The sequence below is a fragment of the Candidatus Zixiibacteriota bacterium genome (assembly GCA_017999435.1).
Lineage (GTDB): Bacteria > Zixibacteria > MSB-5A5 > GN15 > FEB-12 > JAGNLV01.
On the sequence record JAGNLV010000003.1, the window covers coordinates 464134 to 482230 of the forward strand.

The window sequence follows — 18097 nt, forward strand, 5'->3', positions numbered from 1 at the left end:
TCCCCCGCATTCGTTCATATCTTCATCCCCTGACCCGGACGCCGGGCGGCGGCAAGGCGTAGCCCGACGTTCGATAAGTGCGTGAAACGAGTGAAGTTACCCATACAGGAGGATCGCATGGACCCGTTTGGCGTCAAAGGCAAGCTCAAAGCCGGGGGGAACAGCTACACCGTGTATCGCCTGGACAAGCTGGCCGGGCAGCGGGGAATCGACCGGGCGGCGATCGAGCGGATGCCCTACTCGATCAAGGTGCTCCTCGAAGCGGTGCTGCGCAACGCCGACGGCCGGGTGATTCGGGACGAGGATGTGGCGGCGATGGCGCGCTACGACGCCAGGAAAGCGGCCGAGCAGAGCCACGAGTTCCCCTTCAAACCGGCCCGCGTACTCCTTCAGGATTTCACCGGGGTGCCGGCGGTGGTCGACCTGGCGGCGCTGCGGTCGGCGATGAAACGGATGGGGGGGGACCCGAAGAAGATCAATCCGCTCGTGCCGGTTGATCTCGTGATCGACCATTCGGTCATGGTCGACCGGTACGGTTCGGACGACGCGCTGGCGGCCAACATGGAGATGGAATTTCAGCGCAACGCCGAGCGGTACGAGTTCCTCCACTGGGGGCAGAAGGCCTTTGCGAATTTCCGGGTGGTGCCGCCGGCGACCGGGATCTGCCACCAGGTGAATCTCGAGTACCTCGCCAAGTGCGTGCTGGTGCGCGACGGCGAGGCCTTCCCGGACAGCCTGGTCGGGACGGACAGCCACACGGTGATGATCAACGGGCTGGGGGTGGTCGGTTGGGGCGTCGGGGGGATCGAGGCGGAGGCGGTCATGCTCGGGCAGCCGCTCTATATGCTGACGCCGGAGGTGATCGGGTTCAAGCTCACGGGGAAGCTCGCGGAGGGGACGACCGGGACGGACCTCGTGCTCACGGTGACGCAGATGCTCCGGCAGAAAGGGGTGGTGGGGAAGTTTGTCGAATTCTACGGCGAGGCGCTCGACACGCTACCGCTGCCGGCAAAGGCGATGGTGGCGAACATGGCCCCCGAATACGGCGCGACGATGGGGTTTTTCCCGGTCGACGAGCTCACGCTGGACTACCTGCGCATGACCGGGCGGACCGACGGCGAGGTCGACCTGGTGGAGTGCTACTGCAAGGAGCAGGGGCTGTTCCGCGCGAAGGGAGCGGCGGCCCCCGCGTTCACGGACACGCTCGAGCTCGATATCTCGCAGGTGGAACCCTCGCTGGCCGGTCCCAAGCGGCCGCAGGACCGGGTGGCGCTGTCGAAGATGAAAGACGAATTCCAGAGAGCGCTCGCGCGGCCGATCAAAGAGCGCGGGTTCGAGCTCAAACCGAGCGAAACCGAGAGGCAGGTCAAGATCAGCGACGGGTACCGGGCCGCGATCGGGCACGGCGCGGTGGTGATCGCCGCCATCACCAGCTGCACCAACACCTCCGATCCCTCGGTGCTCCTCGGGGCGGGGCTGCTGGCGAAGAAGGCGGCCGCCCGGGGGCTGACGAGCAAACCGTGGGTGAAAACCTCGCTCGCCCCGGGGTCGCGGGTGGTGATGGATTACCTCGAGAAGGCGGGATTGATCGAGCCGCTGAAGAAGCTCGGGTTCCACAATGTCGGGTTCGGGTGCACGACCTGTATCGGCAACAGCGGGCCGCTGCCCGAAGCGGTGGTCAAAGCGATCGAGGAGGGGAACCTGGTGGTGTCGGCGGTGCTGTCGGGCAACCGGAATTTCGAGGGGCGGGTGAACCCGCACACGCGGGCCAACTACCTCGCCTCGCCCCCGCTGGTGGTGGCCTACGCGATCGCCGGAACGACCGCGATCGATCTGGCGACGGAGCCGATCGGGACCGATGAGGGCGGAAAGCCGGTGTACCTGCGGGACATCTGGCCCAGCCAGCGGGAGATCGCCGAGGCCATGGCGGGAGCGATCAGCCCGGCCATGTTCCGCGCCCGCTACGGGGCCGTGTTCACGGGCAACGAGCGGTGGAACCGGATCCAGTCGCCCGCGAGCGAGCTCTACCGGTGGGACGAGAAATCGACCTATATCCAGGAGCCGCCGTTCTTCGTCGACATGAAGCCGGAGCCGGGGGATGTCGAGCCGATCCGGGACGCGAGGGTGCTGGGGATATTCGGCGATTCGATCACCACCGACCACATCAGTCCGGCGGGGTCGATCAAGGCCGACAGCCCGGCGGGCCAATACCTCCTCTCACACGGCGTGACTTTTGCCGACTTCAATTCCTACGGCTCGCGGCGCGGCAATGACCGGGTCATGACGCGCGGCACCTTCGCCAACATCCGCATCCGCAACCTGCTCGCCCCCGGAACCGAGGGGGGCGTGACGATCTATCTCCCCGCCAACCAGCAGATGAGCATCTACGATGCGGCGATGAAGTACCAGGCGGACGGAACGCCGCTGCTGGTGATCGCCGGGAAGGACTACGGGATGGGGTCCTCGCGCGACTGGGCGGCCAAGGGGACGAGCCTGCTCGGGATCAGAGCGGTGCTCGCCGAGAGTTTCGAGCGGATCCACCGCTCCAACCTGGTCGGGATGGGCGTCCTCCCGCTCCAGTTCCTGCCGGGCGAAGCGCGCGAGAGGCTGGGGCTGACCGGCCACGAACTGTACACGATCGAGGGACTCTCGAACGACATGAAGCCGAAACAGCGGGTGACGGTGAAGGCGCTTTCGAAGAACGGCGAGAAACGGTTCGAGGCCGTCGCCCGGCTCGACACGCCGATCGATGTCGAGTACTACCGGCACGGGGGGATTTTGCAGATGGTGCTGCGGCAGCTCGCCCGGGCGTAGGCGAAGGCCTCCCCGGGCCGGCCGGAGGAACCGTCAGCGGGGGGCGAGCAACTCGATCTGCGAGAGCACGGCGGTGACGGCGTGCTCGACGCGGAGGGTGAAGCGCCCCAAGCTGAAGGCGCGGAAACCGAGCGAGGTCAGCAGCTCGACCTCGAACGGCACCCATCCCCCTTCCGGCCCGACAGCCGCCAGGAGACGGGGCGAATCGCCGCGATAGACCGCGTCGAGCATCGCCGCTGCGCCGGGGTGGGGCGCGAGCCGCAGCGACGGGGCGGATTCGTTCTGCTCGAGCACCGGGAGGATATCCTCAAAGAAGCGCCGGAACCGGTCGTGCACGGCGACCTCGGGCAGGCGGGTCAGACGTCCCTGGCTGAGCCCCTCGATCAGGTGCGGCGTGTACTGCTCCGGGTTCAACAGCGGGGAGGAGAAGTAGCTCCTTTCGACGCGCCGGGCGCGGACCAGGTGAAGGCGGCGGACCCCCATCATGGCGGCGGCGAACAGGATTTTCTTGAGAGTCTGCGGGCGCGGGAGAGCGCAGATGAGATCGACGGTCGGCACGGGGGCCGGCGGAGGGGCGGTCCACCGGCAGTCCAGGAGGGCTTCATCGGCGGCGAGGCGCGCCACGCGGGCGGTCCCGCACGGGCCGTTAAGAAGGCCGACCTGCACGAGGTCCCCCTCGGTTGCGCGCAGGACGGTGCGGAGGTGGTCGGCCCGCTGCGCGGCCAGTCGGAAGGTCTCGCCGCCGACGCGGTCGTGTTCGGTGAGGATGATGAGGTTCATGGCATCGTGCGCGCCGGAGCGCGACCTTTCCGGACGATTACGGTTGCGGGCGGCGATCATACCGGGCAGGGGAAGGATAGGGTCACGAGGGCGCGAAGTCAACTCCGGCGCGGCGCCCGCCGGGCCGCCGCAAAGTAGATATTGACATTTCCGGCGGTCATTCTACATTAGGCAGACATGATGTAATTACCTGCCTGCAAGCGGGTCTAAGGAAAGAAGTCTGCCATGTCGGAAGCTGTCAAGACCGCATTCTACGATTACCATATTCAGGCCGGGGCGAAGATGGTCGAATTCGCCGGGTTCTGCATGCCGATCCAGTACTCGGGGATCACCGACGAGCACCTCGCGGTGCGCACCAATGTCGGACTGTTCGATCTGTCGCACATGGGGGAGTTCGAGGTCAGCGGGCCGGACGCCCTGGCTTTCCTCCAGAGAACCACGACCAACAACGTCGCCGACCTGCAGGTCGGCCAGATCCAGTACTCGTGCATGACGATGGAGCACGGGGGGATTGTCGACGACCTCCTGGTGTACCGAATGGGCCCGCAGGAGTACCTGCTGGTGGTTAACGCCTCGAACATCGCCAAGGATTTCGCGTGGCTCCAGTCGCACCTGGCGGGCAATGTCCGCCTGGTCGACCAATCCCCCGCCACGAGCCTGCTGGCGGTGCAGGGACCGAAGGCCGAAGAGATGATGCGGCAGGTGACGTCGTTCGACCTGGGCGCGATGCCCTACTACACCTGGGCGCGGGCCGAGATCGGCGGAGTGAAGGTGCTGTTCTCGCGCACCGGGTACACGGGGGAGGACGGTTTCGAGCTGTACATTCCGCCGCCGGACACCGACCGGCTGTGGCGGGTGCTGACGGAGGCGGGGAAGAAATTCGGGATGAAACTGATCGGTCTGGGGGCGCGCGATTCGCTCCGGCTGGAAATGAAAATGGCCCTGTACGGCAACGATATCGACGACACGACGACGCCGGTGGAAGCCGGGCTGTCGTGGATCGTCCATTTCGACAAGGAGTTCATCGGCAAGCCGGTGCTCGAGAAGCAGCGGGATGAGAAGCCGGTCCGCCGGCTGGTGTGCCTGGAGCTCGAGGGCAAGGCGTTTCCGCGCCACGGCTACACGATCACCGACGGGGCGAAGCCGATCGGGCAGGTGACCTCGGGCACGTTCTCTCCCAGTCTGCAGAAAGCGATCGCGATGGGGTATGTCCCGCGCGACCTGAGCAAAGTGGGATCGACGGTGAGAGTCGCGATCCGCGGCAAGGAGTTCCCGGCGGTGGTGGTGAAGCCGCCGTTCTATAAGCATGGCTCGCACAAGTAGACTCCAGATGCAGGTGGACCTGTACCTGACGCCGATCCCGTTCGGGCGGGCGAAGCTGTCGGGTCGGACGGTGGTGGCGATCGACGTTCTGCGGTCGTCCACCTCGACCTGCGCGGCGCTCCTGGCCGGGGCGAAGGGAGTGATCCCGACGCCCGGCCCCGGCGAGGCGGGCGAACTCTGGGCCAAGCTGGGGGGGGACATGGCCGTGCTGGCGGGGGAGCGGGACAACGTGCGGATCGAGAATTTCAAGCTCGGCAATTCGCCCGCGGAGTTCACGCCGGAGACGGTCGGCGGCAAATTCGTGATCATGACGACGACGAACGGGACGGGCGTGTACCGGGACGCGGTGGGAGCGGACCTGGTGCTCTGCTGCGCGCTGGTCAATGTCAGCGCCGTGGCCCGCAAGGCGGCCGCGGCCGGGCACGGCCTCGTGCTCGTCTGCTCGGGGCAGGAGGGCGGGTTTTCGATCGAGGATACGATCTGCGCCGGCATGCTCGTGCACCTGCTGGCCACCGAACACAAACTGAATCTCGCGCTGAACGACGCCGGGTCGCTGGCCCTCCTGTTGTACCGCTCGAACAAGAGCGCCCTGAAGAAGACCATTCAGCAGGGGGAGCACGGCCGCCGACTGACCGAACTGGGGTTCGGGGCGGACGTGGAGACGGCGGCCGCGGTCGACACCATGCCAGTGCTCCCGGTCATGGTCGACGGCCGCCTGGTGGCGGACGTGGATCCGCCCGCGGCTCCGCCGGCCGAGCCGGCGTGAGTTCATCGCCAACCCTTCCCGAGAGTATAAGAAAGCATGAGACACCTGATCATTCTCGCGGCCCTGGTCAGCCTGGAGGCAGGCGCCCCGGCGGCCGCCGCGGATGCCGTGCGGTTCGCCCTCGACGTTCACCAGCAGGACTCGGCGGCCGGAGCCGTCCTGCTGTACTCCGACACGGCGACCGTGGTGCGCGGGGTCGCGGCGGCCGGGTTTGCGCTGGCGTTTTCGGCAGAAGTGGAAGTGACGGCGGCGGACACCGCCCACGCCCAGTTTCTCGTGCACGCGGTGACGCTCGGACCATCGGCCAGAACCTACGCCCGCAGTTATTCGGCCGAGTACGGTCTCCCCGCCCGCATCGAGGGGATCGAGGGGAAGGGAGGCGGGCGGCTGATGCTCACGGTGACACCGCTGGCGTTCACGGATTTCGACACCGCCCAGTGCCTCTTCGACCACCGGGTCACCGGGGCCTACAAGATTCAGCCGAGCGCCAGCCTCGACGTGCACTACGTCCCGAACTCGTTCGGCGATTACTATATCGAGGCTTTCAAGGGCGTCCTCGAACACCACTACCGGCAGTTTCAGGAAGTGTTCCAGTTCTCGCTGCCGGGCAAGTTCAGCATCTTCCTTCTCCCCTGCGCCTCGCCGGCGGTGCTGTGGGACACGCGGTACGGGCAGGTGACCGATCCGACGCGGAGCACGGCGTTCGCGATCGCGGCCAACGGTCAGAACACGGTCGATCCGTTCATCGCCACGCACACGGCCCTCCTGCGGAGCTGGGGATACGCCCCGCCGTTCTTGTCGGAGGGGGCGGCGAACTACACCTCGTTCGCCCTGTTCGACATGAAGAAGCTTGCGGCCGAGGGCCGGGTGCCGCCGCTGGACAGCCTGCTGGACACTTACGCCTACCTGACCGCGGCGCCGCTGGTAGCGGACCGCGCCTCGGCGACCTTCGCCCAGTACCTTATCGACAGCTACGGGCTGGAGGCGTTTCGCGCGTTGTATGTGTCGGCGGACGATCTCAACCTCCGCCGCCGCCTGGCGCTGGCATACGGCAAGGGGATCGGGGCGCTCGAGGCCGAGTGGCGCGCTTATGTCGACACGTCGACAATTCGCTTTCCCGCACTCGCCCAGGAGGCGGACAAGGCGGAGGCCCTGTTCCAGTACGGGCGGATGCGGGACTACGCGCGGGCGATGCTGGAATTGGCGCCGGGGCGGATCGATTCGGCCTTTGCCTGGTCGCGGCTGAAACAGGCCGAGTTCATGCTCGGCAACTACTACGGGGCGGCCGATGCGGCCGAAGCGCAGGTGCAGCTTGACGGCGAGCGGGCGGTCAACTGGATGACGCTCGGGTCGTTCCAAATGATGAACGGGATGTACGCCGAGGCCCGCGCGAGTCTTCAGAACGGCCAGTCGAAGGACCCCTCGGATCAAACCATCGCGTTCAACCGGGCGCTCGCGGCGCTCTACACGTCCGACACCGCGACCGCGGAATCGCTCCTGGTCGAGATCATCACCCGCCCGGAAAGCCGCGCGCCGCAGGGGGAGGCCCGGGTGGTGCTGGGCGAGATTCTCCTTTCGCGGGGCGACAAGCGCGGCCGGGACCGCGCCGCCACCTATTTCGTCGAGGCCATGCAGACGTTCCAGCAGCAGCTCTCGGTCAACCGGACGATGCCGACGGCCTACCTCTGGCTGGGGGCGGCGGCGCTCGGCATGGGGGACACCGAGCTGGCGCGGGACGCGCTGGAGACCGGGTTGTTCCTGGAATCGCGGCCGTTCTACCTGGGGCAGATGAACCTGTGGCTGGGCAAGACGGCCGACGTCCTGGGGGACCACGGCCTTGCGCAGGAGTACTACGGGCAGGTGCTCGCCGGCTCGTCGGCCGCGTACGCGCAGCAGGAGGCCCGCCGCTGCCTTGAGAAACCTTACCGCATAAAGTAGCAGAGCGTGTTCAACTTTCTCAATTCGGGCGTGCTGTTCGCCGCGCTCGCGGCGCTGATTCCGCTTCTGATTCACCTCTTTTCGAAGCGGCGGGTGAAGATCGTCGAGTTTTCGTCGCTGAAGCATCTCAAGGAGATGCAGCGGCGGCAGGTGCGGCGGCTAAAGATCCGCCAGATTCTCTTGCTGCTGTTGCGGATGGCGATCATCCTCGCCCTCGTGCTGGCCTTCGCCCGGCCGACCACCGAGGGGGGGGCGCTCGGCTCGCACGCCGCGGTCTCGGCGGTCGTGCTCTTCGACAACTCGGCCTCGATGGATCGCTCGGTCCGCGACGGCAACCTGTTCGCGCTGGCGAAGCAGCGGACGCAGAAGCTTCTGGAGACGTTCGGCGAGTCGGACGAGGTGGCGCTCGTGCCGCTGTGCCGGACGGCGGCGGCGGAGGGAGCGGGGCGGTTCGGATCGGCGGCCGCGGCGCAGCAGGAGCTCGCGCAGGTCCCGGCCAGCGCTCTTCGGGCCGACTTCGCGGGGGCGCTGGGACGGGCCTCCGACCTTATCGCGCAGGCCTCCAACCTCACCCGGGAGATCTACATAGTGAGCGACCGCCAGCGGGCCTCGCTGCCCGACAGCGGCCTGAAGCTCGAGGGCAAGGTGCAGGTGTTCGTGGTCGCGCTGCCCGATGAGGACGCCGAGAATGTCGGGGTGGCGGGCGTGGATTTCGGCGGGCAGTTGCTCGTGCCGGAGCATGATTTCGAGGTGGTCGCGCAGGTGCACAACTACGGGGCGGCGGCCCGGACCGACCTGATCGCCTCGCTCTATCTCGACGGCCGGCGGGTGGCGCAGACGGACGCGGCGGCGCCGGCGGGGGGCGACGAGGCGGTGCGGTTCACCCAGTCGGTCGCCCGCGGCGGGTTCCACTCGGGCTGGGTGGAGCTGTCCGACGACCGGTTCCCCTCGGACAACCGCTACTACTTCACCTTCCGCATCCCGGAGCAGTTCACGGTGCTCATGGTCGCGGGGGATCCGGCGGCCCAGTTCATCAGTCTCGCGCTCACCCCCTCCGGCGACCTCGCCCAGTACTGGTCGGTGAAGCAGGCGCGGCCGGAGGATCTCGGCACGGTTGATCTGGCCGAGTACGACGTGATCATGCTGCCGGGGACGCCGGCGATCGCGGATGCCTATGTCGGGCGGATCAAGGCGGCGGTGCGGCGGGGGACCTCGCTCTTTCTCACCTACGGCGGCGGCGCCGATGCGGCCTCGTTCAACCGGACCTGGGCCGACATCGCGGGGGTGGTGATCGACGAGGCGGCGCGGACGGACTTCTCGCGCGCCGGGTACTACACGCTGGAGTCGGTGGTCAAGGAGCACCCGATTTTCTCCGTGTTTTCGTTCGCGGAGAAACTCCCCGACCTGAAATTCTACACGCTGCCCAGGCTGCACACGGTCGGGGAGGCGGCGGAGATCGCGACGTTCTCCGGCGGCCGCCCGGCGCTGGTGGAGGCCCGGTACGGCGAGGGACGGGTGGTGACGTTCGCCGGGCCGATGGCGCCGGCGTACTCCGACATGGTCGGCCACGCCTTCTTCGTCCCCTTCGTATCGCGGGTGGCCGAGTACCTCGCCGCCGACCTCTCGAGCTACGACCTGAAGCTGTACGCCCGGGCGAGCACGCCGCGGGTGATCTCCCTCAGGGGGGCGATCTCCGGGTCGCTGGAGCTGATCGCCCCGGACAGCAGCCGCTACTACCTGTCGCCGGAGGAATCGGAGGGAAGGGTGCTGGTGCGGGCGCAGCCGGTCGAGCGGCCGGGGATCTACCAGGTGCGGTACGCCGGGCAGGAGGTCGACCGGTTCGCGGTCAACATCGACCCGGCCGAGGGCGACCTGGCGGCGGCGGATGTCGACCGGTTCGCGCAGGCGGTCGGCGCGCCGGAGCACCGCGAGCTGGCGGCCGAGGGGAATCTCGCCGGTCTCATCGCTGAGTCCCGCTACGGGCGGGAGCTGTGGCAGCTCTTCCTGTGGATCGCGGCCGGGCTCCTGCTGGCCGAGATGCTGCTGGCGCGGGGCGCGCCCCCCGAGGAGCCGGGATGACGCTGCTCGCCGCGGAGGGTGTTTCCAAGAAGTACCAGGACCAGGTGCTGTTCGACGCCGTCTCGTTCACCATCACGGCCGCCGACCGGATCGGCCTGGTCGGGCGCAACGGGATCGGCAAGACGACGCTCTTTGAGCTGCTCACCGGGCGGGTGGCGGCCGACGCCGGGACGGTGACGCTCGCGAAGCACTGCGTGATCGATTACGTGCCGCAGGACAAGACCTCGGTGCTCGACTGGGAGCTGTTCGCGTTGGTGGCCTCGGCCCGCCGGGATCTCGCCCAGATGCGGTGCGAGATCACCGAACTCGAGGAGCACCTGGCGGACGATCCCCACGACGCGCGCCGGCTCGAGCGGCTCGGGCAGGTGCAGCACGAGTTCGAGGCCGCGGGCGGATTCGGATTCGAGAGCGAGGTCCGCCTCATTCTCGAGGGCCTCGGGTTCGAGCGCGCCCGCCACCGCGACCGGCTGGCCACCTTCTCGGGCGGCGAGAAGAACCGCGCGGGGCTGGCCATGGCCCTGGCCGGATGCGGCAATCTCCTGTTGCTCGACGAGCCGACCAACCACCTCGACATCGAATCGACCGTCTGGCTGGAGGAGTACCTGCGCAAGCTGGAGAAGGCCTGCGTGATCGTCTCGCACGACCGGCGCTTCCTCAGCCGCACGGTCGACAAGGTGTGGGAAATCCAGTTCGGGAAAATTCACCAGTATGTCGGCGGATTCGAGAAGTACCTCGTCGAGCGGGCCGAGCGCAAGCGGCTCCACGAGCACCACTACCGCCACCAGCAGGAAGAGATCCGGCGCATCGAGGAATTCATCCGGCGGAACATGGCCGGGCAGAAGACGAGGCAGGCGCAGTCGAAGCTGAAGTACCTGTCGCGGATCAAGCGCATCCCTCCGCCGCGGGGCGAGGGCGCCGGGCCGAGTATCGCGGTGAGGTCCTCGGGACGGTCGTTTGCCCACGTGCTCGAGGTGCGGTCGGTGACGCTGGCCTACGGCGCGGAGCCGGTCCTGCGGAATGTCAGTTTCGATCTCTACCGGGGGGAGAAGATCGGGCTGGTCGGCCGGAACGGATCGGGCAAGTCGACGCTGCTCAAAGCGCTGATCGGCGAGCTCGCCCCGGTGAGCGGCGAGCTCCGCCTCGGGGCGAATGTCGACGTCGTCTATTTCGACCAGGACCTGGACAACCTCCGGCTCGAGGCCACGGTGCTCGACAACATCTGGGAGGAGGATCCGATGGCCGAGGTCGGGGCGATGCGGTCGTTTCTCGCCCGTTTCGGATTCACCGGGGAGGACTGCTTCAAGCGCGTGTCCGCGCTGTCGGGGGGGGAGCGGACGAAACTGTCGCTGGCGCGGATCATCTACCACCCGGCCAATTTCCTGATTTTCGACGAGCCGACCAACCACCTCGACATCGACTCGCGCGAGGCGCTCGAGGAAGCGCTCGGGCGGTTCGACGGGAGCTGCCTCATTGTCAGCCACGACCGGCACTTCCTCGACCGGGTGGCCGACCGGATCATCCACCTGGCCGGCGGGACCGCTTTCGTCTACGGCGGCGGCTACAGCCATTTCGAAGAGAAGCAGGCGGAAGCGGCCGCGGCCGCGCTCGAGGCCGCGCCGAGGCCGGACAAGGAAAAATCGCGGGAGGTCTACCAGGCGTTCAAGGAAGCCTCGCGGGTCAAGGCGCGCCTGAAGAAGGCGTTGAAGTCGACGCGCTCAAAGATCGCCGATCACGAGCGGGAGCTGGAGGAACTCGAGGACGGGATCGCCCGCCGCATTCCGCGCACCGATTGGGAAGCGCTCGAGGCCGCTTCGCGGCGCAAGCAGGAGGTGGAAGCGGCGCTCCTGGCGCTGTACGGCGAACTTGAGGAACTGGAGCGGCGCGACTGTGATTAGTCTGCTGGTTATATCGGGCTCGCCCGTGCCGGGAGCCTCGACCGACATCCTTCTGCGGCAGGCGGCGGACGCAGTCCGCCGCGGTCTGCGCGGCGCGGCGCGGGTGCGCACGACCTTTGTCAAGCTCAACGATCTTCGCATCCTCCCTTGCCAGGCGTGCGGCGAGGCGCCGACACCCCAGTTTTGTTTTTTTGATGACGACATGGCGCCGCTCTACCGCGAGCTGGCGCGCTGCGACTGCCTGCTGTTCGGGAGCCCGATTCATTTCGACACGGTGTCGAGCCAGGCGAAGCTGTTCATCGACCGATGCAACTGTGTGCGGCCGGCGGATTTTCGCGGGGCCGATCCCGACCACGGTTTCCTCAAGCTCATCGCGCGCAAGCGGCCGGGGGCGATGGTGCTGGTGAGCGGGGAGCGGCAGTGGACCGAGGGAGCCCGGCGCGTGATCGCGGGGTTCTTCAAATGGGCCGAGGTGACCAACGAGGGGCTGCTCACCTACCGCACCCGGGGGCTCGAGGCGGGCGAGGCGGCCGGTTCGGCGGCGGCCCTGGCCGAGGCCGACGCGCTCGGACACAGGCTGGCCGGATTGCTCCGGAGGCGCTGTGGGTGACGAGCAGACGCGGCGGTACTACCGGCGACGCGCACCGGAGTACGAACAGATCTACTACCGCGACAATCCCCCGCGCCGAAAAGAGATCGACGACGAGGCCGCTTTCCTGCGCGGACTGGCCGACGGCCGCGAGGTGCTCGACCTCGGCTGCGGCACGGGCTACTGGACCCAGATCCTGGCCGAGCGGGCGGCCCTGGTGGCGGCCGCGGACATCGCCCCCGAGATGATCGCCCAGGCCGGCCGCAAGGAGTACCGCCGACCCCCGCACTTTCTCATCGCCGACCTTGAACACCCCCCGTTCGCAGAGGGGGCGTTCGATCTGGTGGTCCTGGCGTTCTGGCTGTCGCACCAGCCGAGAGAGACGTTCCCGACATTTTTTCCGATGCTCGGACGGCTGGTGAGAAGGGGCGGGCGCCTCTGGATGATCGATAACAATCCGCCGGCCGAGGGACGGTCGCTGCCGGCGGCCGGGGTTGATGCCCACGGCAACAATTTCCGCCGGCGGTTTCTGGACAACGGTGAGCCGTTCGTGATCTTGAAGAACTACTTTCAGCGGGACGAGCTGGTTTCGCTGTGCGCGCCCTACGGGCGCGTGGACCGCTTGGTCTACGGCACCTACTACTGGTCAATCTTATTATCCGACATGAACTTATGATTCGCCTGGCGGGCCGCGCGGGAACCGCGGGCGATCGCGCGAGGTTGTACGTGCGGGCGCGGCGAGCGCGCCGGCAGGAAGATTCATCTTGCCAGGCAGGGGGATGCGTATATATTAAGAGGCTCCGGGCGTCGGGCGATCGACCCCGGAGGGCCGAACCCAAAGCCAACGTTGAGGAACGAGTTGTGAAAGCTGAAGGACACCCGAAGACATTCGACGTGACGATCACCTGTTCGTGCGGGGCGACCTATCCGAACCGGTCGACCAAGAAAAATATCAGTGTCGAAATCTGCTCGAACTGCCATCCGTTTTTCACTGGGAAGCAGCGCCTGATTGACACGGCCGGCCGGGTCGAGCGCTTCATCCAGAAGTACAAGAAGTACCAGAAGGATTCGAAGTAACGCAGGAGCGGGCCGCGCGGGGCCGCCCGAGACCGCCGGCGGGGCGGACAGGCGGGCGGCGGCAGTGCGCGCGAATCCCTGGCCACGACGGGAGCCAACCAGAGCCATGCCGGACTTGAATGTAGGCGGGCAGGCCGTGATCGAGGGCGTAATGATGCGCTCGGCCGATCGCATCGCCACCGCCGTGCGAAAACCCAACGGCGAGATTCTCGTCAAGTGCGAGCCCTACCTCTCTCTCACCAAGCGGCATAGGGTGCTCGGGGCGCCGATCATCCGCGGAACGGTCTCGTTTGCGGAGATGCTCGTGGTCGGCATCAGGACGCTGAATTTCTCGGCGGACGTGGCCATGCGGGAAATCGAGGCGGCCGAGGCGGAAAAGAACGGCGCCGCGGCGGCGCCCGGGAAGGATAAAAAGTCGAACGCGCTGGTGTTAGAGCTGTCGGTGGCGGCCGCCTTCGCGCTCGGCATCGGCCTGTTTTTCTTTCTCCCGCTCGCGCTGGCCTCGCTGGTCGGGATCAAGAAAGATGCGGTCGGGTTCAATCTCCTGGCCGGGGGAATCCGGCTGGCGCTGTTTGTCGGCTATGTCTGGATGATCTCGTTCCTGAAGGATTTCAAGCGCATTTTCCAGTACCACGGGGCGGAGCACAAATCGATTTACGCCTACGAGATGGGGGATGACCTCACGCCCGGGCGGGCGGCGCTCTACACGCGCTTCCACCCCCGCTGCGGCACCTCGTTTATCCTCATCGTGGCGCTCACGGCGATCCTGATCTATGCGGTGTCCGACTCTCTATTCGCGGTGATCGCCGGCCACCCGCCCTCGCTGGCGACCCGGTTTGCGGTGCACCTCGCGCTGCTGCCGCTGGTGGCCGGGGGATCCTACGAGCTGCTCAAGCTGTCGGGCCGGACGCGCGACCACAAGGTCACCCGGGTGCTGATCCAGCCGGGGCTCTGGCTGCAGGCGATCACCACCCGGGAGCCCTCGTTCGACCAGCTCGAGGTGGCGATCGTGGCGCTCGAGACGGCGCTCGGGCGGACGGAATCGAAAGTAGCGGCGACGCGGATTCCGGTGTCGTAGGCGCCCGCACATTCCGCCTTGCGCCGGCGGACAATTCCCCGTACCCTTGTTTCCGAGAATGTGGAGTAACGCGAGGATGAGCTGTGCTTGATCTTGTGGCCAAATTGGAGAACCGCCTGGCCGCCATCGATCGCGAGATGGCCGAGCCGGGAGCGGCATCGGATCAGCGCCGGATGATCGAACTGGGACGGGAGCGCCGCCGGGTCGAGGACGTCCTCGCGATCGGGCGGGACTACCGCCGCCTCCGCGCCGGGATCGAGGAGGCCCAGGCGGTGATCCGCGCCGATGAGGACGACGAGCTGATGGCGCTGGCGCGCGAGGAGCTCGCCGCCTACGAGAGCCAAATCCACGAGGTCGAGCGGGCGCTCAAACTCAAACTCCTGCCCAAGAACCCCAACGACGACAAGGCGGCCATCATCGAGATCCGCGCCGGCACCGGGGGCGACGAGGCCGGCCTGTTTGTCGGCGACATCTTCCGCATGTACCAGCGCTACGCCGACACCCGGGGATGGAAGCTGGAGATTCTCAGCTCGCACCCGGGCCTCTCGGGGGGATTCAAGGAAATCATCTTTTCCCTCGACGGCGAGGACGCCTACGGGCGGATGAAATACGAATCCGGCGTCCACCGCGTGCAGCGGGTGCCGCAAACGGAGACGCAGGGGCGGATCCACACCTCGGCCGTCTCGGTGGCCGTGCTCCCGGAGGCGGAGGAAGTCGATATCGAGATCAAAGAAAACGAGATCAAGGTCGATGTGTTCCGGTCGAGCGGTCCGGGAGGGCAGTCGGTCAACACGACCGATTCGGCGGTCCGCATCACCCACCTCCCCACCGGCCTGGTGGTCACCTGCCAAGACGAGAAGTCGCAGTTGAAGAACAAGGTGAAGGCGCTGAAAGTGCTTCGGGCCCGGCTGCTGGACCTGCAGATCGCCGCGCAGGAGGCGAAGATCGCGGCCGAGCGGCGGTCGATGATTTCGACGGGCGACCGGTCGGCCAAGATCCGCACGTACAATTTTCCGCAGTCGCGCGTCACCGACCACCGCATCAACCTCACGCTCTACCGCCTCGACCAGGTGCTCGCCGGGGACGTCGACCTGCTCATCGACGAACTTCGGCGGCACGAGCAGGAGCAGCAGCTCAAACTCCAGGAGACGGCGGGGGCGCAGCTATGAAGATAACCCGCTTCGCTCTCGCGCTGGTCCTCACGGCGGCGCTGCTTTACATCGCCCGCACCAACTCGCGCGGCCGTCCCGAACCGTACGTGCACACCGACCGCGGGTTCACGCTGGAGATGATGACGGTGCCGAAGGCGTACGAGGTCGACACGGCGCGCATCACGGCGACGATTCGGGGGCCGTTCGACGGCAGCGTGCAGCCGGTGCTCCGTCACGCGCGGTTCGGGCAGGATGAGACGACCCCGCTGTACCGCTACCGAACGACGCCGCTGGAGGTGCTGGACTCGGCCGGAGGGCGGTACGGGTACCTGATGACGGCCGGGCTCAAGGGGGGCCGGTTCCTGTACTACATCGAGGTGCGCGACAAGATCGGCGGGCAGCGTGCGGTGTTTCTCGACGGCGGGCGGCCGTTTGTGATGAAATATGTCGGCCATGTGCCGACCTGGCTCTTGCTCACCCACATTGCCCTGATGTTTGCGACGGTGTATTTCGTGGTGATCGGCGCTCTCCACGGGGCGCGGCTGACCGGCGGGGGCACGGACGTGTTTCCGATGGCGCGCGCCTACGGCATTGCCGCCCTGTGCGCGTTTCTGGGCGGCTACCCGTTCGGCATTCCCATGAACTGGTTCACTTTCGGGACGACCTGGGAGGGCGTGCCGTTCGGCACCGACGCCACCGACAACAAGACGCAGCTGCTGTTCGTGTACCTCCTGCTGGTCGTTTTTGCCGCGTTCGGCTCGCTCACCCGGCGCCGGGTGGGCCGCGACGCGTACCCGCCGCGGGTGCTCGGCTGGCTGGGCGTACTCGGGTTCGCAGTCATGCTGGGGATCTATCTGATCCCGCATTCCATCCAGTTCTCCCCTGCGCTGACGAGGATCGTCTGCTGGTCGTTCATCGGCCTGGCGGCGGCCGCGTATTTCGGCGGATTGGCGGCCGGAATCGTGCGGCGGCGGGCCCCGCGGGCGCACAAGGCGGAGCGGCGCGCCGGATGACCAACCGGCTCCGACCGCTGCTGGCCCGGTACGCCGCCCAACTGGCGGCGGCGGGAATCGAACAGGCGGAGGCGGAGCTCGAGTGGATTTTCGAACACGTGCTCGGTGTCGACCGGCTCCGGCTCTATCTCGAAGGGGACGACCTTCTCACCGACGCGGCGGCGGCGCAGGCCGACGCCATTGTCCAAAGGCGCCTGACCCGCCACCCGCTCCAGTTCATTCTCGGCGAAGCCTGGTTCTACGGACGGAAATTCTCGGTCAGCGAGGCGGTCATGGCGCCGACGCCGGAGACGGAATTGCTGGTCGAGACGGCGGTGCGGTCGGTGGGGAGCCGAGGTCTCGCCGCGCCGCGCGTGCTCGACGTCGGGGTCGGCTCGGGCGTGATCGCGGTGACCCTTGCGCTCGAACTACCCGCGTGCCGGGTGACGGCGGTGGACATATCGGCCGAGGCGCTCGCGGTGGCGCGGCAAAACGCGGCCGCCCACGGCGTCCGCGACCGCGTCGACCTGCGGGTGTCGGATTTTTTTTCGGCGGTGGCCGCCGACGAGCGGTTTGACCTGATCGTCTCCAACCCGCCGTATATCGCGGAGCCGGATTACGCCGGGCTGGCGCCGGAGGTGCGGGCGGATCCGAAGATCGCGATGACCGCCGGCCCCGAGGGGCTTGACGCGATCCGGGTCCTCGTGCAGGAGGCCCCGGCCCACCTCGTCCCGGGCGGACGGCTCATGTTCGAAATCGGCCACGACCAGGCGGACAAAGTCGCTGCGCTCACCGCCCGCGACCCGCGCTACCGCACGTTCGTTCTCCTCCGCGACCTCAACGACCGCGACCGCGTCATCATCCTGGGGGGCGACTGATGCCGCGCGAGGGCGCGGCCGCCCGCCGGGAGCGGGCGGCGGAGATCGTCCGCATCCTCAGGCGGCACTATCCCGGCGCGTGCACCACGCTGGCTTACGGCTCGGTCCACCAGTTGCTCGTGGCGACCATTCTGTCGCAGCAGAATACCGACAAGGGGGTGAACGCGGTGACCCCCCGGCTGTTTCGGAAGTACCCGACGATCGAGGCGTTCGCGAACGCCGATGTCGACGACCTGCGGGCGGACATCGCGTCAATCAACTACGGCCCGACCAAGGCGCGGGCGATCATTGAGTCGGCCCTGCAGATTCTCGAGCAGTTCGGCGGGGAGGTTCCCCGCACGATCGGTGAGCTGGTGAGGCTGCGCGGCGTGGGGCGGAAGACCGCCTCGGTGGTGCTTGGGGCCGGGTACGGCATCGCCGAGGGGGTGGTGGTCGATACCCACGTGATCCGGGTGAGCGGGCGGCTGGGGCTCACGGCGCACTCGGATGCGGCCCGGATCGAGCGCGACCTGATGAAAATCCTGCCGCAGCGCGACTGGATCGACTGGACGCACATGGTCATCCTGCACGGGCGGGCGGTCTGCACGGCGCGCCGCCCCGCCTGTCCCGCCTGCCCGCTGGCGGCCCGCTGCCCCGCGGCGTTCAAATTCCCCCACCTGGAGAGGGGCGGGGGACGTTGACCGGGGGACGCCGGGAAGATATATTGGCCTGTCACACCGGCGGCGGCGCCGGAGAAA

At 67.4% G+C, this 18097-nt stretch carries 15 protein-coding genes; 14 read left to right on the top strand and 1 reads right to left on the bottom strand.

What is annotated here, in order from left to right; translation table 11 throughout:
* Positions 1-117 precede the first annotated feature (117 nt).
* A complete protein-coding gene (acnA, locus tag KA261_10010; protein ID MBP7698132.1) occupies positions 118-2814 on the top strand; it encodes an aconitate hydratase AcnA in 2697 nt (898 codons plus the stop codon).
* A gap of 33 nt (positions 2815-2847) precedes the next feature.
* On the opposite strand, the gene KA261_10015 is transcribed toward acnA, so the two are convergent.
* Positions 2848-3594: a 16S rRNA (uracil(1498)-N(3))-methyltransferase gene (locus KA261_10015; GenBank protein MBP7698133.1), complete on the bottom strand. Its 747-nt coding sequence runs from the start codon at positions 3592-3594 to the stop codon at positions 2848-2850.
* A gap of 225 nt (positions 3595-3819) precedes the next feature.
* On the opposite strand from KA261_10015, the gene gcvT reads away from it, so the two are divergent.
* The 13 genes from gcvT to nth all read left to right on the top strand — a co-directional run bounded on the left by gcvT (position 3820) and on the right by nth (position 18040).
* Positions 3820-4917, top strand: a complete 1098-nt coding sequence (gene gcvT / locus KA261_10020; protein ID MBP7698134.1) for a glycine cleavage system aminomethyltransferase GcvT — start codon at positions 3820-3822, stop codon at positions 4915-4917.
* 7 nt (positions 4918-4924) lie between these two features.
* The gene (locus tag KA261_10025) at positions 4925-5683 is read left to right on the top strand and encodes a 2-phosphosulfolactate phosphatase (protein ID MBP7698135.1); all 759 of its coding nucleotides are present in this window, start codon (positions 4925-4927) and stop codon (positions 5681-5683) included.
* Between the two features lie 36 nt (positions 5684-5719).
* Positions 5720-7621, top strand: a complete 1902-nt coding sequence (locus KA261_10030; GenBank protein ID MBP7698136.1) for a hypothetical protein — start codon at positions 5720-5722, stop codon at positions 7619-7621.
* Between the two features lie 6 nt (positions 7622-7627).
* On the top strand, positions 7628-9700 hold the full coding sequence (locus KA261_10035; GenBank protein MBP7698137.1) for a BatA domain-containing protein: 2073 nt from the start codon (positions 7628-7630) through the stop codon (positions 9698-9700).
* Positions 9697-11595: an ABC-F family ATP-binding cassette domain-containing protein gene (locus KA261_10040; protein MBP7698138.1), complete on the top strand. Its 1899-nt coding sequence runs from the start codon at positions 9697-9699 to the stop codon at positions 11593-11595. Before KA261_10035 ends, KA261_10040 begins: the two co-directional genes overlap by 4 nt.
* Entirely contained in the window at positions 11588-12205 is a 618-nt protein-coding gene (locus KA261_10045; protein MBP7698139.1) for a flavodoxin family protein, read from the top strand. The genes KA261_10040 and KA261_10045 overlap by 8 nt, the downstream gene beginning before the upstream one ends.
* Positions 12198-12860, top strand: a complete 663-nt coding sequence (locus tag KA261_10050) for a class I SAM-dependent methyltransferase (protein MBP7698140.1) — start codon at positions 12198-12200, stop codon at positions 12858-12860. Before KA261_10045 ends, KA261_10050 begins: the two co-directional genes overlap by 8 nt.
* A gap of 185 nt (positions 12861-13045) precedes the next feature.
* A complete protein-coding gene (gene rpmE / locus KA261_10055; protein MBP7698141.1) occupies positions 13046-13261 on the top strand; it encodes a 50S ribosomal protein L31 in 216 nt (71 codons plus the stop codon).
* 106 nt (positions 13262-13367) lie between these two features.
* Positions 13368-14339, top strand: a complete 972-nt coding sequence (locus KA261_10060; GenBank protein MBP7698142.1) for a DUF1385 domain-containing protein — start codon at positions 13368-13370, stop codon at positions 14337-14339.
* 83 nt (positions 14340-14422) lie between these two features.
* Positions 14423-15508, top strand: coding sequence for a peptide chain release factor 1 (prfA, locus tag KA261_10065; GenBank protein ID MBP7698143.1), 1086 nt, complete (start codon positions 14423-14425; stop codon positions 15506-15508).
* On the top strand, positions 15505-16503 hold the full coding sequence (locus KA261_10070) for a hypothetical protein (GenBank protein ID MBP7698144.1): 999 nt from the start codon (positions 15505-15507) through the stop codon (positions 16501-16503). Before prfA ends, KA261_10070 begins: the two co-directional genes overlap by 4 nt.
* Complete coding sequence (prmC, locus tag KA261_10075) at positions 16500-17360, top strand: peptide chain release factor N(5)-glutamine methyltransferase (GenBank protein ID MBP7698145.1); 861 nt, start codon at positions 16500-16502, stop codon at positions 17358-17360. Before KA261_10070 ends, prmC begins: the two co-directional genes overlap by 4 nt.
* Positions 17360-18040, top strand: coding sequence for an endonuclease III (gene nth / locus KA261_10080; protein MBP7698146.1), 681 nt, complete (start codon positions 17360-17362; stop codon positions 18038-18040). The genes prmC and nth overlap by 1 nt, the downstream gene beginning before the upstream one ends.
* Positions 18041-18097 lie beyond the last annotated feature (57 nt).

Bases quoted from the DNA above. Each gene is read 5' to 3' on its own strand.
- KA261_10030 (MBP7698136.1), top strand. From the start codon at position 5,720: ATGAGACACCTGATCATTCTCGCGGCCCTGGTCAGCCTGGAGGCAGGC.
- KA261_10015 (MBP7698133.1), bottom strand. From the start codon at position 3,594: ATGAACCTCATCATCCTCACCGAACACGACCGCGTCGGCGGCGAGACC.
- nth (MBP7698146.1), top strand. From the start codon at position 17,360: ATGCCGCGCGAGGGCGCGGCCGCCCGCCGGGAGCGGGCGGCGGAGATC.
- KA261_10040 (MBP7698138.1), top strand. From the start codon at position 9,697: ATGACGCTGCTCGCCGCGGAGGGTGTTTCCAAGAAGTACCAGGACCAG.
- prmC (MBP7698145.1), top strand. From the start codon at position 16,500: ATGACCAACCGGCTCCGACCGCTGCTGGCCCGGTACGCCGCCCAACTG.
- acnA (MBP7698132.1), top strand. From the start codon at position 118: ATGGACCCGTTTGGCGTCAAAGGCAAGCTCAAAGCCGGGGGGAACAGC.
- KA261_10060 (MBP7698142.1), top strand. From the start codon at position 13,368: ATGCCGGACTTGAATGTAGGCGGGCAGGCCGTGATCGAGGGCGTAATG.
- KA261_10070 (MBP7698144.1), top strand. From the start codon at position 15,505: ATGAAGATAACCCGCTTCGCTCTCGCGCTGGTCCTCACGGCGGCGCTG.
- KA261_10025 (MBP7698135.1), top strand. From the start codon at position 4,925: ATGCAGGTGGACCTGTACCTGACGCCGATCCCGTTCGGGCGGGCGAAG.
- gcvT (MBP7698134.1), top strand. From the start codon at position 3,820: ATGTCGGAAGCTGTCAAGACCGCATTCTACGATTACCATATTCAGGCC.